This is a genomic window from Nonomuraea sp. NPDC059007, assembly GCF_042740555.1.
Classification (GTDB): Bacteria; Actinomycetota; Actinomycetes; order Streptosporangiales; family Streptosporangiaceae; genus Nonomuraea.
Window position 1 is genome coordinate 318,547 of the sequence record NZ_JBHYJD010000007.1, and the last position, 15,124, is coordinate 333,670.

General features: G+C 70.3%; 14 protein-coding genes. 8 read left to right on the forward strand and 6 right to left on the reverse strand.

What is annotated here, in order from left to right:
- Positions 1-24: 24 nt before the first annotated feature.
- The gene (locus ACFWY5_RS14510; RefSeq protein WP_379609505.1) at positions 25-1,284 is read left to right on the forward strand and encodes a 6-phospho-beta-glucosidase; all 1,260 of its coding nucleotides are present in this window, start codon (positions 25-27) and stop codon (positions 1,282-1,284) included.
- A complete protein-coding gene (locus ACFWY5_RS14515; protein ID WP_379632180.1) occupies positions 1,281-2,240 on the forward strand; it encodes an N-acetylglucosamine kinase in 960 nt (319 codons plus the stop codon). The genes ACFWY5_RS14510 and ACFWY5_RS14515 overlap by 4 nt, the downstream gene beginning before the upstream one ends.
- A 180-nt stretch (positions 2,241-2,420) precedes the next feature.
- Here ACFWY5_RS14515 and ACFWY5_RS14520 read toward each other — a convergent pair whose 3' ends face one another.
- Positions 2,421-4,475: a type IIA DNA topoisomerase subunit B gene (locus ACFWY5_RS14520; RefSeq protein WP_379609503.1), complete on the reverse strand. Its 2,055-nt coding sequence runs from the start codon at positions 4,473-4,475 to the stop codon at positions 2,421-2,423.
- Positions 4,476-4,721: 246 nt separating this feature from the next.
- Here ACFWY5_RS14520 and ACFWY5_RS14525 point away from each other — a divergent pair, with 246 nt between their 5' ends.
- Complete coding sequence (locus tag ACFWY5_RS14525) at positions 4,722-4,952, forward strand: hypothetical protein (RefSeq protein WP_379609502.1); 231 nt, start codon at positions 4,722-4,724, stop codon at positions 4,950-4,952.
- Between the two features lie 86 nt (positions 4,953-5,038).
- Here the strand turns inward: ACFWY5_RS14525 and ACFWY5_RS14530 are convergent, their stop codons facing one another.
- Positions 5,039-5,821 carry a GNAT family N-acetyltransferase gene (locus ACFWY5_RS14530; protein ID WP_379632182.1) on the reverse strand — a complete coding sequence of 261 codons (783 nt, stop codon included), beginning with the start codon at positions 5,819-5,821 and terminating at the stop codon, positions 5,039-5,041.
- A 31-nt stretch (positions 5,822-5,852) separates the two neighbouring features.
- On the opposite strand from ACFWY5_RS14530, the gene ACFWY5_RS14535 reads away from it, so the two are divergent.
- Genes ACFWY5_RS14535 through ACFWY5_RS14545 form a run of 3 tightly spaced genes read left to right on the forward strand, consistent with a single transcriptional unit; the run spans position 5,853 to position 7,638 of the window.
- Positions 5,853-6,479, forward strand: a complete 627-nt coding sequence (locus ACFWY5_RS14535; protein WP_379609500.1) for a hypothetical protein — start codon at positions 5,853-5,855, stop codon at positions 6,477-6,479.
- Positions 6,476-7,045 (forward strand): hypothetical protein, encoded by a 570-nt coding sequence (locus tag ACFWY5_RS14540; RefSeq protein WP_379632184.1) that lies wholly within the window; start codon positions 6,476-6,478, stop codon positions 7,043-7,045. The genes ACFWY5_RS14535 and ACFWY5_RS14540 overlap by 4 nt, the downstream gene beginning before the upstream one ends.
- Complete coding sequence (locus ACFWY5_RS14545) at positions 7,042-7,638, forward strand: hypothetical protein (protein WP_379632185.1); 597 nt, start codon at positions 7,042-7,044, stop codon at positions 7,636-7,638. The genes ACFWY5_RS14540 and ACFWY5_RS14545 overlap by 4 nt, the downstream gene beginning before the upstream one ends.
- Here ACFWY5_RS14545 and ACFWY5_RS14550 read toward each other — a convergent pair.
- Entirely contained in the window at positions 7,535-8,647 is a 1,113-nt protein-coding gene (locus tag ACFWY5_RS14550; RefSeq protein WP_379632187.1) for a hypothetical protein, read from the reverse strand. The two genes, ACFWY5_RS14545 and ACFWY5_RS14550, sit on opposite strands and share 104 nt — an antisense overlap.
- Before the next feature lie 133 nt (positions 8,648-8,780).
- Here ACFWY5_RS14550 and ACFWY5_RS14555 point away from each other — a divergent pair, with 133 nt between their 5' ends.
- Positions 8,781-9,521, forward strand: a complete 741-nt coding sequence (locus ACFWY5_RS14555) for a YaaA family protein (RefSeq protein WP_379609496.1) — start codon at positions 8,781-8,783, stop codon at positions 9,519-9,521.
- A gap of 153 nt (positions 9,522-9,674) precedes the next feature.
- On the opposite strand, the gene ACFWY5_RS14560 is transcribed toward ACFWY5_RS14555, so the two are convergent.
- Together ACFWY5_RS14560 and ACFWY5_RS14565 are read right to left on the reverse strand one after the other, a co-directional pair.
- The gene (locus ACFWY5_RS14560) at positions 9,675-10,895 is read right to left on the reverse strand and encodes an MFS transporter (RefSeq protein ID WP_379632189.1); all 1,221 of its coding nucleotides are present in this window, start codon (positions 10,893-10,895) and stop codon (positions 9,675-9,677) included.
- Between the two features lie 368 nt (positions 10,896-11,263).
- Positions 11,264-11,851 carry a TetR/AcrR family transcriptional regulator gene (locus tag ACFWY5_RS14565; RefSeq protein ID WP_379632191.1) on the reverse strand — a complete coding sequence of 196 codons (588 nt, stop codon included), beginning with the start codon at positions 11,849-11,851 and terminating at the stop codon, positions 11,264-11,266.
- 183 nt (positions 11,852-12,034) lie between these two features.
- Here ACFWY5_RS14565 and ACFWY5_RS14570 point away from each other — a divergent pair, with 183 nt between their 5' ends.
- Entirely contained in the window at positions 12,035-12,796 is a 762-nt protein-coding gene (locus tag ACFWY5_RS14570) for an ABC transporter permease (RefSeq protein ID WP_379609493.1), read from the forward strand.
- 464 nt (positions 12,797-13,260) lie between these two features.
- On the opposite strand, the gene ACFWY5_RS14575 is transcribed toward ACFWY5_RS14570, so the two are convergent.
- The gene (locus ACFWY5_RS14575; RefSeq protein ID WP_379609492.1) at positions 13,261-14,901 is read right to left on the reverse strand and encodes an RNA polymerase sigma factor; all 1,641 of its coding nucleotides are present in this window, start codon (positions 14,899-14,901) and stop codon (positions 13,261-13,263) included.
- Positions 14,902-15,124: the final 223 nt, after the last annotated feature.

The following is a 15,124-nucleotide window of genomic DNA, read 5'->3' on the forward strand; positions in this document are numbered from 1 at the left end:
TTTCCTAATAAGCTGGGAGTCAGGGTGAAACTCGCCGTTGTCGGGGGCGGCTCGACGTACACGCCGGAACTGATCGACGGGTTCGCCCGCCTGCGCGATGATCTGCCGATCACCGAGATCGCGCTGATCGATCCGCACGCCGAACGCCTCGAACTGGTCGCGGGCGTCTCCCGCCGCATGCTCGCGCGAGCGGGGCATCCGGCGAAGGTCGTCGCCACGTCCTCGGTCGAGGAGGGCGTGGCCGGGGCGCAGGCCGTCCTCTTCCAGCTGCGGGTCGGCGGCCAGGCCGCCCGCAACGTGGACGAGACGCTGCCGCTGCGGTGCGGCTGCGTGGGCCAGGAGACGACCGGCGCCGGCGGCCTCGCCAAGGCGCTGCGTACCGTCCCGGTCGTGCTCGACCTGGCCGAGCGGGTGCGCGAGCACGCCCCGGACGCCTGGATCGTCGACTTCACCAACCCGGTCGGCATCGTCACCCGCGCCCTGCTCGACGCCGGGCACCGCGCGATCGGCCTGTGCAACGTCGCCATCGGCTTCCAGCGCACCTTCGCCCGCTACCTCGGCGTCGAGCCGGGCCGGGTCAGCCTCGGACACGTCGGCCTGAACCACCTCACGTGGGAGCGCGCCGTCTACCTCGACGGCGAGGACGTCCTGCCCCGCCTGCTGGCCGAGCACGGCCAGGAGATCGCCGACAACATCGGGCTGCCGCCGGAGCTGTTCGCCCGCCTGGGCGTCGTGCCCTCCTACTACCTGCGCTACTTCTACGCCCACGACATCGTCGTCGCCGAGCAGCGCACCAAGCCCTCGCGCGCCGACGAGGTCGCCGCGATGGAGACGCGGCTCCTGGAGATGTACGCCGACCCGGCCGTCGACACCAAGCCCGAACTCCTGGGCAAGCGGGGTGGCGCCTTCTACTCCGAGGCCGCCGTCGCGCTCATCGCCTCCCTGCTCGGCGACCGCGGCGACGTCCAGGTGGTCAACACGCGCAACGCGGGCACGCTGCCGTTCCTGCCGGACGAGGCGGTCATCGAGGTGCCCGCCACGATCACCGCGACCGGCGCCGTCCCGCTGCCCATCGACCCGCTCGACCCCCTCTACGCCGGCCTGATCGCCAACGTCTCCGCCTACGAGAGCCTCGCCCTCGACGCCGCGATCCACGGCGGCGCCGACCGCGTGCGCAACGCGCTGCTCGCCCACCCGCTGATCGGCCAGGAAGCCGTCGCGGGCGAGCTCACCGACCTGCTGCTTGAGGCCAACGCCGCGCACCTGCCGTGGGTGAAGCCGTGAGCACGCTGCTCGCCGTCGACGGGGGCAACAGCAAGACCGACGTGCTCGTGCTCTCCTCCGACGGCACCGTGCTGGCGCGCGGGCGGGGCGGGCCGTTCGTCCCGCAGAGCGCCGGCGTCCCCGCCGCCGCCGACGTCCTCGAAGAGGCGGTACGGCAGGCGCTCGGACCCGGCGCGGCCCCGCCGTACGCCGACCGGATGGCCGCCTACCTGGCCGGCGCCGACCTGCCCGAGGAAGAGGAGGCCCTGGCCGCCGAGTTCGGCGCCAGGGGCTTCGCCCGCGACATCGTGGTCGGCAACGACACCTTCGCCCTGCTGCGCGCCGGGGCCTCAGGCCCGTCCGGCGTGGCCGTGGTCTGCGGGGCCGGCATCAACGCCGTCGGCGTCTCCCCCACCGGGCAGGTGGCCCGCTTCCCCGCGATCGGGCCGCTCGTCGGCGACTGGGGCGGCGGCGTCGGGCTCACCAACGAGGTCATGTGGCACGCCGCGCGCGCCGAGGACGGCCGCGGCGGCCCCACCGCCCTGGCCGGCCTGGTCACCACCCACTTCGACGCACCCACGGTCGAGCAGGTGGCGCTCGACGTGTACTTCGGCCGCCTCGACCCGCTGCGCCTGCTGGAACTGACCGCCGGCCTGCTGGAGGTGGCCGCCGCCGGTGACGAGATCGCGACCGGCCTGGTCACCCGCATGGCCGACGAGATCGTCGGCATGGCCAGGGTCTGCCTGACCCGCCTGGACCTGCTGGAGACGCCTACCGAGGTGGTGCTGGGCGGCGGCGTGCTGCGGGCCAGGCACCCGCTGCTGATGGAGCTGCTGGACGCCCGCTTCGTCAAGCACACCCCGGCCGCCAAGCCCCTCGTGACCGACACCCCGCCCATCGTGGGCGCGGCACTGAACGGCCTGGACGCCCTCGGCACCACCCAGGAAGCCGAAACCCGCCTCCGCGCCCAGTTCTGACCGGGGGGCTGCCGTCCGGAGGGCAGCCCCCACCGGACAGCCGCCCCGCCCAGGACCCACCGCCCGTTCTGGGACCACCACCCCGCCCTGGGACAGCCGCCCGCCCTGGAAGCAGCGCTCGGCCTGGAGGGCGCATGCCGAAGCCGCCGCACGTGCTGTGCGGCGGCTTTCCCGTGGTGGCTAGGCGTCGATGTGGTCGCGGTCGACCTCGGCCGCGCTGCTGACGATGAACTCGCGCCGTGGCGCCACGTCACTGCCCATCAGCAGGTTGAAGATGCCCTCGGCCGCCTCGGCGTCCTCGATGCGCACCCGGCGCAGGATCCGGTGGCGCGGGTCCATCGTGGTCTCGGCCAGTTGGTCGGCGTCCATCTCGCCCAGGCCCTTGTAGCGCTGGACCGGGTCCTTCCACCGCTTGCCGCGCCGTTCGAGATCGCGCAGGACCTTGTGCAGCTCGGTGTCGGTGTAGCAGTAGATGTACTTGTCCTGGCCCCGGCCCGGGTTGGTGAGCTCGATGCGGTGCAGCGGCGGCACGGCGGCGAATACGCGCCCGGCCTCGACCATGGGCCACATGTAGCGGTGGAACAGGGTCAGCAGGAGGGTCCTGATGTGGGCGCCGTCGACGTCGGCGTCGGCCATCAGGATGATACGGCCGTAGCGTGCGGCCTCCAGGTCGAACGAGCGGCCGGACCCGGCGCCCACCACCTGGATGATCGCGGCGCACTCGGCGTTCTTCAGCGTGTCGGCGACGGACGCCTTCTGCACGTTGAGGATCTTGCCGCGGATCGGCAGCAGCGCCTGGAACTCCGAGTCGCGGGCCAGCTTCGCGGTGCCGAGGGCGGAGTCACCCTCGACGATGAACAGCTCGCTGCGGTCGACGTCGTCGCTGCGGCAGTCGACCAGCTTGGCGGGCAGCGCTGAGTTTTCCAGTGCGCTCTTGCGGCGCTGGTTGTCGCGGTGCTCGCGGGCGGCGATGCGGGCCTTCGCGGCGGCCACGATCTTCTCCAGCATCGCGCGCAACGGCTGCTTCATGCCGCGCGGCGGGTTGGTGAAGACCGCCTTGAGCTCGCGCGAGACCACGTGGGAGACGATGCGGGTGGCCGCCGAGGTGCCGAGGACCTCCTTGGTCTGGCCCTCGAACTGCGGCTCGGGCACCCGGACGGTCACGACGGCGGTCAGGCCTTCGAGGATGTCCTCCTTGGTGACCGGGTCGTCGCCGTTCTTGAGCAGCCGGGTCTCGCGCAGTTGCTCGTTGAGCGTCTTGACCAGCGCGCGCTCGAAGCCGGTGACGTGCGTGCCGCCCTTGGGGGTGGCGATCACGTTGACGAACGAGCGGATGGTCGAGTCGTAACCCTTGCCCCAGCGCACCGCCACGTCGACGGTCAGCTCGCGCTGGACCTCGGTGGGGGTCATGTGGCCCTGGTCGTCGAGGACCGGGACGGTCTCGTGGAAGTGGCCGAGCCCCTGCAGCCGCTGCACCTCGCAGACGGCCTCGTCGCGCGCCAGGAACTCGGTGAACTCGGAGATGCCGCCGTCGAAGCGGAACTCCTCGGTCTGGCCGTCGTGGATCAGGGCCAGCGTCAGGCCGGGCACGAGGAAGGCGGTCTGGCGCAGCCGTACGTGGATCTCGTCGATGGAGACCTCGGCCTCGGCCAGGAAGATCTGGGTGTCGGCCCAGAAGCGCACCCGGGTGCCGGTGACCTTCTTGCGCAGCTTGCCGCCGTCGCGCAGGCCGGACTTCTTCTTGAACTTGGCCGTGGGGCCGTCGCCGTCGAAGACGCCGGGCACGCCGCGCCTGAAGCTGATCAGGTGGATCTGCCCGTCGCGGTCGACCTCGACGTCAAGACGCGAGGACAGCGCGTTGACCACCGAGGCGCCCACGCCGTGGAGTCCGCCGGAGGCCGCGTAGGAGCCGCCGCCGAACTTTCCGCCCGCGTGGAGCTTGGTGTAGACGAGCTCCACGCCGGGAAGCCCGCTCTTGGGCTCGATGTCCACCGGGATGCCGCGGCCGTCGTCACGCACCTCGATGGAGCCGTCCTCGAACAGCTCGACCTCGATACGGGTGCAGTGACCGCCCAGCGCCTCGTCGACGCCGTTGTCCACGATCTCCCAGAGGCAGTGCATGAGACCGCGGCTGTCGGTGGACCCGATGTACATGCCAGGGCGCTTGCGGACGGCCTCGAGGCCCTCAAGCACCGACAGGTGACGAGCTGTGTAACCCGCCTCCACTACCGTCACTCCCGCTCCTCTGGTCTAGCCATCGAACACGTGTGCGTAGCTTACCGTTCTTCCCGCTGACGCGCGTACAAGCTTGCCATCCCGGCACGTTTGCCGTTACCAACCGGCTGATCATCATTACTTTCGGACACATTCCGCTCTCGGCGTAGCGACGCGCCGGTTGGGAACGTCCAGGTCCGGTTAGATGTTGTCTCAAGTGACTGCGCCAGATCCTCGCTTCGGCGGGGGTGACCAGAAAGGCGATACGTGACTGGAGCTCTCGCCCCCGTTAAGCCGCTGACGGCCCTCGACCGTTGTGACCGTTGCGGTGCCCAGGCCTACATTCGTGCGACCCTGCCGGTTGGTGGGGAGCTGCTGTTCTGCGCCCACCATGGGCGACAGCACGTGGCGGCACTGCGCGAGAAGGGCGCCGACATCCTGGACGAATCGGCCCGACTCAGCGAAACCCCTTCAATTGCCCCCGACAGTGAGCGCTGACCCAGCACTCGCTCCGAGATAACCACATATAGCGTGACGCACGACGCGGCCGCCCCTTCAGGCGAGGGGCGCCGCGTCGTGCTGTTTCAGGACCCCTGTGTACGGCCCGGCGCCCCCAGACCTTCGCCCACCCGGTAGTGGTAGCCCTCCCCGGCCACCTCGAAGCCCTCGCCGCGGTAGAGCTCCCTGGCGTTCTCGTTCGCCTCGGTGACCACCAGGTAGGCCGACGAGATCCCGGCCGACACGGCGCGCCGTACCAGCGCCCTGATCACGCTGCGGCCCAGCCCCCGGCGGCGGGCGGCGGGCAGGGTCGCCATGCAGTAGATCCCGAGCGTGTCCCCCTGCGGCACGCCGCGGCCCACGGCCAGGGGCACGCCGTCCCGCTCGACGGCGGCGTACCAGGCGGGCACCCCGGTCACGATGCGCCGCGCGTCGCCGATCCGGTCGGCGTAGCGGCCGTCCACGGACCACCAGGCGTCCATCCAGGCGTCCCAGGGCTCGTCCTCGATCCGCACGGCGTGCGCGGGGGCCTCGGGCAGCTCGGGCTCCTCGGGCGTCTCGGGCGGGGAGGCGAGGCGGGCGACCATGGCCAGGACGGGCCGCGTACGCCGGTAGCCGCGCCGTTCCAGGACCCGGTCGAGGCCGGGATCGCCGACCGTGAAGACGGGCTTCAGGCCCCGCTCGGCGTAGAACCTTTCCGCGTATTCCAGTGCCGCGTCCATGTCCTCAGGTACATTCCGGGCATATACCGAGTTCGCCCGATCGGTGACGCCACCGGCGTATCGCAGGACCCACCCGTCGCGCTCGTGCTGTTCGAACGCCGGCCACGCCTCGTGCACCAACCTGCGAAAATCCATGACAAAAGCCATGAACGGCACGATATCTATTACGATTCCCCAGGTGTCCTCCCCATCCCACGAAACGTCGCCGCGCGGCCGGGCCTGGATGTGGTTCGCGGGCCTCGCCGCCGTGATCCTCCTCCCGCTGGCCATCGCGTGGCCGCTCGGCGGGCTGGCGGACGCGGGAAAGAACGAGCCGCCCAAGACCGCGCTGGGGCAGAAGCTGACCGGCAACCGCTTCCAGCTCGTGCCGAAGAAGGCCGCGTACACCACCAGCGACCCCAACCCGTCGCCCTTCGGCGAGCCCGACAAGGGCCGGTACGTGGTGCTCGACCTGGACGTGACCAACGTCAGCCGGTTCCCCGCGTCCCTGTCCGACATGGCCGCCCGCCTCGCCATCAAGCTCGACGGCAAGCCGCTCGACCAGGTCATGTCCATCAAGGACCAGCTGATCCTGCGTCCGGGCGACAACCGGGGCAGCCTGCTCAATCCCGGCATGGCCGAGACCGTCCGCCTGTCGTGGGAGGTCGCCGCCGAGGCTCCGGACCCCACGCGGCTGAGCGTCGCCGTCCACGACGAGGACTACCAGCCGAGCTGGTCGCTGCTGGGCTACTACTCGGGCACCTCGCTCTGGTACCGGCAGGACGATCCGCGCTGGATACTCGACACCCCGCTGGAGCGGGCATGAACAAGCTGATCGCGCTGGTCGCCTCGGTGCTGCTGCTCGTGGCCGTCGGCGCCGCCCAGCGGCTACGGCCCGACGCCGACCGCGTCTACCAGCCCCTCTCCTCGACCGGCGCCGTCGGCCAGGACGTCCGCACCACCCCGTACACCGTTCGCGTGGAGCGCGCGGAGGCCGGCCGCGAGCTGGTGCTGACGGGTTTCCTGGACAAGAAGGAGAAACGCGTCACCAAGGGCGTGTGGGTCGTGGTCCACCTGACCGCCACCGCCACCCAGGAGCGGGTCCAGCTGGGCACCGTGGAGCTCCAGGCGTTGAACGGCACCCGCTACGCGGCCACCGACCGCTTCTCCACCCTCGACTCGGCCGACCTGGAGGCGGGCATCCCGCAGCGCGGCACGATCGCCTTCGAACTGCCGCCGGATGCCGTCAAGGGCGCGATCCTGCGGATCACCAAGGCCAGATACACCACCATCCACCGGCTCAACGCCGCGCTGGGCCCCGGGGTCGAGGTGCCGCTGGGACTGTCCGGCACCGCCGTACCGACGGTGACGATCGAGGAGGACGACGCGTGAGCGGGCGGCGCGCCAAGCGCGACAAGGGCATAAGGCACCTCTGGTACGGCCTGGGCCTCGCCGCGGCCGTCGCGGCGCTGGTGGCCGTGCAGGTCGTACCCAAGCTGGAGGACTACGGCCTGCGCTCGGGCGGCGAGCCGATCGACGCCGCGGCCGGGGCGGGCGCGGCGTTCGAGGGATCGACGTGGCGGCTGATCGGCATCGGCCAGACCTCGGGCGACGACCTCCCGCCCGGCACCACGGCCGTCACCGCGGTCATCGGCGTCACCCCGCGCGACGCGGCGGCCAGCAAGGCCATGTCCAAGGGCTGCGAAACGGCCGTCCGCGACGCCCGCGCGCGCACCTGGACGCCGACCACGCGGGTGAAGGGCGTCCCCAAGGTCTCCACGCTGTGCACCCGGATCGACGAGAAGACCTACAAGCCGATCCTGGCCAAGCCCGGAGTGGAGGCGAAGTTCCAGGCGAGCTTCGCCGTCCCGGCCGACGCGGTCAGCTCTCTGCGGGTTGAGGTGCGTCTTCGCGACCACCACGAGAATTTCGTACGGCTGACGCCATCCGCAGCGCCATCTGCAGGGCCGCCGCCAGCAGGCTGATCCGCAGCACCTCGTAGACCGCCGTGACCCCGAACTTGATCGGCCCGTGCCACACGGTCCACCAGTTGCTCTCGTGCGCCCCGACCAGGTTGACCACGCCGATGAACGCCCAGTCGTGGCCCACGCCCAGCAGCGTGTAGCACAGGCAGAACACCAGGAAGAAGACCGGCCCGGCGCGCAGCACCATGCGCAGGCCGTTCAGCATGGGCGTGTACTTGTCACGCAGGTCGCGCGAGACGAACTCGGCCACCTTCCGCACCGGCTCCGGCGCCGCCTCCTTCACCCGTCCGGCGCCCGACTCGACCCGGGTGCCCTGGATCAGCGCCTCGCCCTGACCCATCTCACGGCCGTAGACGACGGCGGCGATCGTCACCCAGACCAGCGGCAGGACCAGCGCGTCCTTGAGATTCGGCACGACCACGGCGACGGCCTCGCCCACCGGCCCCAGCACGCCGCCGATGACGTCGGCGGCGGCCACCCAGGCGGACCTGGAGGTCAGCCACGCGATCCGCTCGCCGATCCAGTGCTCGACGCTGATCACCGCGAAGAACATCCACATGGACTCCAGCGCGATGGACAGCAGCCCGAGGCGCCCCTTCGGCCACCGCTCGTACGCCTTGCCGACCGCGACCCGGGCCGCGAACGCGCCCAGGGCGATGAACGAGGTGGTGAGCAGCGGGTTGAAGGTAAGGTTCTCGATCTCCTGCACCCCGAAGAGCTCCTGGGACAGGATGCTGTACTGCTGCACGTCGTCGGTGAACAGCCCCCAGGCCCCGTAGAAGGCCAGGAACGGCAGCATGGTCTGCGCGATCAACGTCGACAACCGCCCGCCCTGCCCTTCGGCGGCGCCGGTCAGGATCGCGTTCCTGCGCAGCACCTGCAGCATGGCCACATACGAGGCCAGGGTGGCCAGCACGGCCAGGCTCATGACCGCGAAACCCAGGTACTTGCGCGGGGCCTCGACGTCACCGGCGTACACGGCGCCGACGAGGATCAGGTCGTGGACCACGCGGCCCACCGTGTAGAAAAAGGCGAGGGGCAGGAAGGACCGCACTGCCAGGACAAGTGCATCCCAAGGCAGCCAAACTGGGGAGAGTGACGCTTTCATCGCTGTGGATGCTACCGGCCCTAAGCTGTCTGACGTGCTGATTCTGCTGCCGCCGTCCGAAGGCAAGGCGCCGGAGGGTTCCGGCGCCCCGCTGGGCGAGCTCTCCTTCCCCGCGCTGGACAAGGCCCGCAAACGCGTGCGAACCGCCGTCGCCAGGGCGTCCAAGCGCCGCGACGCCATCGACGTCCTCGGCCTCACGCCGGGTCTGGCAGCCGAACTGGAGAAGAACCTCGCACTGGAGAGCGCACCGGCGCTTCCGGCCGCCGAGCTCTACACCGGCGTCCTGTACGACAACCTCGGCCTGGCCACCCTCTCCCCCGCCGAACTCCGCAGGGCCGAGGAGTCGCTGCTCATCTTCTCCGGGTTGTGGGGCGTGCTGCGGATCACCGACCGGGTCCCGCCGTACCGGCTGTCCATGGGCGTGACCCTGCCCGTACTGGGCGGGCTCGCCGCCTTCTGGCGTCCCTTGATCACCAAGCAGCTCGACGGGCTGCCCGGGCTGGTGGTCGACATGCGCTCCGGCACGTACGCGGGGGCGTGGAAGCCGGGCGAGCGCTCCGTCGCGGTGCGGGTCTTCCGCGACGGCAAGGTCGTCAGCCACATGGCCAAGGCCACCCGGGGCGCGATCGCCCGCGCGCTGGTGCGTTCGGGTGAGGACCCCACGACCCCCGCCGACCTAGCCAAACTCCTCGACACGTACGGCTTCGCCACCACCCTGGGCCCCCGCCCCAAACCGGCCCACCCCTGGCACCTCGACGTGGAGGCCACCGCCTAGCTCAGACGGCTGGGGAGCACAGGCAGGCGGACAGGGGCGAAGGCACCACAGGCGGCGCACAGCTCGGACGACCCAGGCAGTTCCTGAACAGCTCACGCACCACAGGCGGCGCGGGCGGTGTGGGAGCCCGCAGGAGGCGTGGGGGTGGGTGGTTCAGGCGGTGATTTGATCGGGTTCGTCAGAGAACGTCCTGACGTCCTTGCTGGCCGCGGCCACCCCCGCCACGACCAGCATGATCCCGCCGATCCCGACCAGCGCCCACGCCCCGCCGAACGCCGCGGCCAGCGACCCGCCCAGCACCGGCGCCAGCGGGTTGAGCCCCCGGCTGACCAGCGTGAGCGCCGCGCCCACCCGCCCGAGCATGTCCTCCGGCACAAGCCGCGAAACCACCGCGGACACCACGACATTGAACGTCGGCGTAGTCAGCGAGAACAGCAGCAGCGGCACCATCGGCCACCACGGCCCGAACGGCAGCGCCATAGCCACGATCGCCCCACCGAACACCGTCGTGAACACGATGGCCAGCTTCCCCGCCGCCAGCAGCCGCCCCAGCCACCCCGACAGCAGCGCACCGGCCAGCCCGCCGATCCCCATGGCCGCGAACACGGTCCCGGTGTTGAGCGCGTCACCCCCGCGCTCGCCGATCAGCACCACCAGCGGAATCAGAAAGGCGCCGCCGAGCAGGTTGAGCATCATCGCGATGAGAAAGATCTCCCGCAGCCCCCGGCGCCGCCACACCCACCCGACGGCTTCCCCCGCCTCCCGGCGCATCCCCTTCTTGACCGGCCCAGGACTCCCCTGAGCCCGCCGCGGCACCCTGGCGAACAAAGTAGCCACCAACGCCACCAGGTAGCTCAAGCCATCCACCACAAAGGGCACAGCCTGCCCCAGCCCATACAGAAACCCACCGACCGGCGGCCCAGCCAGCGCCGCCGCATGCCGCCGCGACTCCTCCTGCGCATAGGCACTCCGAAGCTGCTCAGGCGCCACAACTCCACGAATCGCCGTATCCCAGGCAGGCCCCACAAAGGCCACACAAACCCCATCCACCACGGCCAGCACCACCAACACCCAAACGTGCGCCTCCCCTGCGAGCACCGCCCCGGCCAGCACAGCCGCCGCCAGCACCTGCACCGCCTGCGCCCCGAGCAACGTCCGCCGCCGATCCCACCGATCGACCCACACCCCGGCCGGCATCTGCGCCACGATCATCGCCGCCGCCTTGGCCCCGGCCACGACGCCCGCCAGCCCCGGCGAACCGGTGAGCGCGAGCACCAGCATGGGCATCGCGATCCTGGTCATGTCGGTTCCGAGCTGCGAGATCGCACCACCGATCCAGAGCAGCCGGAACTGCTTGTTCCTACGCAAGGACACGAGACTTCCTCAACCAAGGCCGAAGGGGACGTTCCACAACCACCAAAACCCGAACGAAGCCCGCCACCCTACCCGACCCTCACCCCACAACCCGCCCCACCAGCACCCACCCAACCCCAAACCACCACAGGCCAGCCAACCCCCGAACCCACCACATGCCACGGCCGCCAACCCCCGGACAAACCCCCCGGCCGTCGAGCCCGGAAGCCCCCGCGGCCCGTCGGACGCAGGAGCTCTTACGGCAGTCGGGCGCGGGAGCTCTTACGGCGCTCAGGCGCGAGAGCCCCACAGCAGTAGCCCCTCACAAGCCCTCGCCGAGCCCGGCACGAGCAGGCGATCGCCGAGCCCGCCACAAGCCCTCGCGGCCGTCAGCGCGGCACGAGCCCGTCAGTGACCGCGTCGATCAGCCGGTCCATGATCGCCGGATACAGCTCAGCGCCCAACTCGTCGGCATGCAGCGGCACCAGCAACACGGCCCGCAGCACTCCCACCACCACCCGGGGATCCCCCGCCAGCCGCCCCTCCACGAACTCCAGCAGATCCGCCAGCGGCCCGCTCTCCGCCTGCGCCATCCGCTCGGGCGTGAGCTTGGTGGCCAGCAGCGCGACCTCCTCAGGATGCGCGAGGAGCCGCCGATAGAGCGGATTGACCTCCAGCTCCGCCACGGTGGCCCGCAGAAATCGGCGCAGCGAGTCCCGGGTGTCCTCGCCCCGGCTCAGCCCTTCGTCGATCACCCGCCGCCTGACCTGCTCGCCCTGCCGGAGCATGGCCTCCAGGTAGAGGTCCTCTTTGGAGTCGAAGAAGGCGTACAGGGACGTCTTGGCGATTCCGGCGGGCTCGGTGAGCTCCTGCAGGGACGTCTTGCGCAGTCCTTGGGCCGCGAACAGCCGCGTAGCCGCCTCCAGCAGCTGCTCGGTGATCCGTGCCCGCTCACGCTGGTTGAATGCCGGCGGCATGCGCAGTGCCTCCTGTGAACAAAAGTCCGTATCGTTCACAGCGTACTACGCCACCGCCCCGACGACCGCACACCCCCGCGCCGGCCACAACGCACCGTTCCAACAAGATCGACTACGCGACTCACACAGGGCAGAGCGCGATCCGGCAGGCCCGCGGACGCCCGTACCTGATAAGGGTCGTCCATGGGCTCCTCACTGATCAACATCACCCCGCTGCTGCCCGTCGCGCTCGCCCTGCTGGTCGCCGCGGGCGCGACGGTCGCCTGGCTGGGGCGCCTGGGCCACGGTCCCGCCGTGGTGACCGCCTGCGCGCGAGCCGCCGTCCAGCTCGGCGCGGTCTCCGTCGTGATCACCTGGGTGCTGACGCTGCCGGCCGCGACAGCCGCGTTCGTCCTGCTCATGTACGGCGTGGCCGCCTTCACCGCCGGCCGCCGCATCACCGGCGGCCAGGGCGGCTGGTGGTGGGCCGGCGTCCCGATCGCCGCCGGCACCGTGCCCGTCCTGGCACTCCTGATGGCCTGCCAGGTGATCTCCACCGACGGCCTCGTCGTCATCCCGATCGCCGGAATCCTGCTGGGCGGCTGCATGACCGCCACCACCCTGGCCGGCAAACGCGCCCGGGACGAACTGGCCCAACGCCACGGCGAGGTCGAAGCCGCCCTGTCCATCGGCCTGCTCCCCAGAAGCGCCCGGCTGGAGATCTGCCGCCCCGCCGCCGCACAGTCCCTGGTCCCGGCCCTGGACCAGACCCGCACCGTCGGCCTGGTCACCCTGCCCGGCGCCTTCGTCGGCATGCTGCTGGGCGGCGCCACCCCACTGGCAGCCGGGCTGGTCCAGCTGGTGGTCCTCATAGCCCTGCTCGCCGCCGAGGCCGTCGCCTGCGTCACCACCATCGAACTGGCCGCCCGCGACACCTGGCCCCGATCGTCAGCTCACCAAGAGTAACGACCGGCTCCCTCGCAAAACACTTCCCCCCAAAACCACACATCGCCACAAGGCGACTACCTTTGGCACCATTCGGGCAGATAAATGCATATATGTCCGATCAGCCGAGGAGGCCCGCCGTGCGACGTCTAACGGGAACCATCGTGGCCACCGCGGTCATCACCGTGACCTCATGGGCAGCCCCTCCCGTCGACGCCCAAACGCTCGGCGCACACTGCGACACGGTGACAGCCACCTCCACCGCCCAAGGCGAAGCCCACCAAGCCAAACGCTGCCAGTAACCCGAACCCCCGAATCAGCCCACTCCACCACCGCGCGGCGCCGGAAAGCACCGGGCGCACCGGCCGGGCACGCATCTCGGAGGCCCCCGGCGCTCACCACCGGGGCGGGCGGAGGAAGGCGTCCTGGTAACGCGGAGGCCCCGCACCCCCACAAGGGGTACGGGGCCTGCAAAAACCAGCTGACTAGTCCAGGTAGTCCCGCAGGACCTGGGACCGCGACGGGTGTCGCAGCTTGGACATCGTCTTCGACTCGATCTGGCGGATCCGCTCCCGGGTCACGCCGTAGACCTTGCCGATCTCGTCCAGCGTCTTCGGCTGCCCGTCGGTCAGCCCGAAGCGCATCGACACGACGCCCGCCTCTCGCTCCGACAAGGTGTCGAGAACGGAGTGCAGCTGCTCCTGCAGCAGCGTGAAGCTGACGGCGTCGGCCGGAACGATGGCCTCGGAGTCCTCGATGAGGTCACCGAACTCGCTGTCGCCCTCCTCGCCCAGCGGCGTGTGGAGGGAGATCGGCTCGCGGCCGTACTTCTGGACCTCGACGACCTTCTCGGGCGTCATGTCCAGCTCACGGGCGAGCTCTTCCGGCGTGGGCTCGCGGCCGAGGTCCTGCAGCATCTGCCGCTGGACCCGGGCCAGCTTGTTGATCACTTCGACCATGTGGACCGGGATGCGGATGGTCCGCGCCTGGTCGGCCATGGCGCGGGTGATCGCCTGCCGGATCCACCACGTGGCGTACGTGGAGAACTTGTAGCCCTTGGTGTAGTCGAACTTCTCGACCGCGCGGATCAGGCCCAGGTTGCCCTCCTGGATCAGGTCCAGGAAGAGCATGCCGCGGCCGGTGTAGCGCTTGGCCAGTGAGACCACCAGGCGGAGGTTGGCCTCCAGGAGGTGGTTCTTGGCGCGGCGGCCGTCCTCGGCGATCCACTCCAGCTCCGCCCGCACGTCGACGGGCAGGTTGTCGACCTCGCCGCCGAGCTGCTCCTCGGCGAACAGGCCGGCCTCGATGCGCTTGGCCAGCTCGACCTCCTGCTCCGCGTTGAGCAGGGGGACCTTGCCGATCTGCTTGAGGTAGTCCTTGACCGGGTCGGCGGTGGCTCCCGCGGCGGCCACCTGGGCGACCGGGGCGTCATCGTCGTCGTCGGAGAGGATGAGGACTTCTTCCTCGTTCTTCTCCGGCACCGCGGCGGCGGCCGCGGCTTCGGCCTTGGGCTCTTCCTCGGCGTCGTCGTCGGACTCTTCGCCCTCGGTCTCGGCCTCGGCGACGATCTCCTCGTCGTCGACCTCGATGTCCTCGAGGTCTTCGAGATCGACATCGCCCTCAAGGTCGATGTCCTCGTCGTCGGCGCCTTCCTGGGCCTTGGGCTTGGTGTCGGCCGGGCCGGTGTTGTTGTTCTCCGGCTTGTCGGCCTTCTTGGCAGGTGCGGCCTTCTTGGCCGCCGGGGCGGCCTTCTTGGCAGGAGCAGCCTTCTTGACGGGCTCGGCTTCAGCCGCGCCCACGACCGCGGTCACGGTCTCGGGCTGCTGCTCCTTGGCGGCCGCTGCGGTCTTCGTCTTGACGGGGGCAGCGGTGCGGCGCTTTGCTGGACCACGAGACTTCTTCGGTGCCGCCGAATCCGCGGCGGTCACCACCACGGTCACGCCCTCTTTACTGAGGTTCCGCAAGAACGCGGCGGCGTGCGACATCGGGATGTCCGCCTCCTCGAAGGCTTGGCGGACATCCTCAGACTCGAGGAAACCCTGCGAGCGCCCACGCTCGAGCAGTCGCTGAATGACGGGCTCGTTCAGCTCTTGTGGCTTCGAGCGAGTCGAACTTGCAGGCGACACGAACACCTCTCGAACGAACGCGTGGCGACAATGGACCCAGATCCCCGCTGGGGGGCTATGCCTCTCTAGGAGTACGGCGAGGCCGTGCGAAGCGCAAACGGACCATCCAGCATTCTGGCATGACCCAGCACTTCATACGGCCACCTCCCGGCGGTTGACCTCCACCCTAGGCCGACCCGGACAGTAGTGCGTACGTAAGGGCGGCACTGATACCCGAAAGCAA

What these genes read in the sequence shown, in the direction of transcription:
- ACFWY5_RS14530 (WP_379632182.1), bottom strand. Translation starts at nt 5,821, where the DNA reads ATGGCTTTTGTCATGGATTTTCGCAGGTTGGTGCACGAGGCGTGGCCG.
- ACFWY5_RS14540 (WP_379632184.1), top strand. Translation starts at nt 6,476, where the DNA reads ATGAACAAGCTGATCGCGCTGGTCGCCTCGGTGCTGCTGCTCGTGGCC.
- ACFWY5_RS14565 (WP_379632191.1), bottom strand. Translation starts at nt 11,851, where the DNA reads ATGCCGCCGGCATTCAACCAGCGTGAGCGGGCACGGATCACCGAGCAG.
- ACFWY5_RS14570 (WP_379609493.1), top strand. Translation starts at nt 12,035, where the DNA reads ATGGGCTCCTCACTGATCAACATCACCCCGCTGCTGCCCGTCGCGCTC.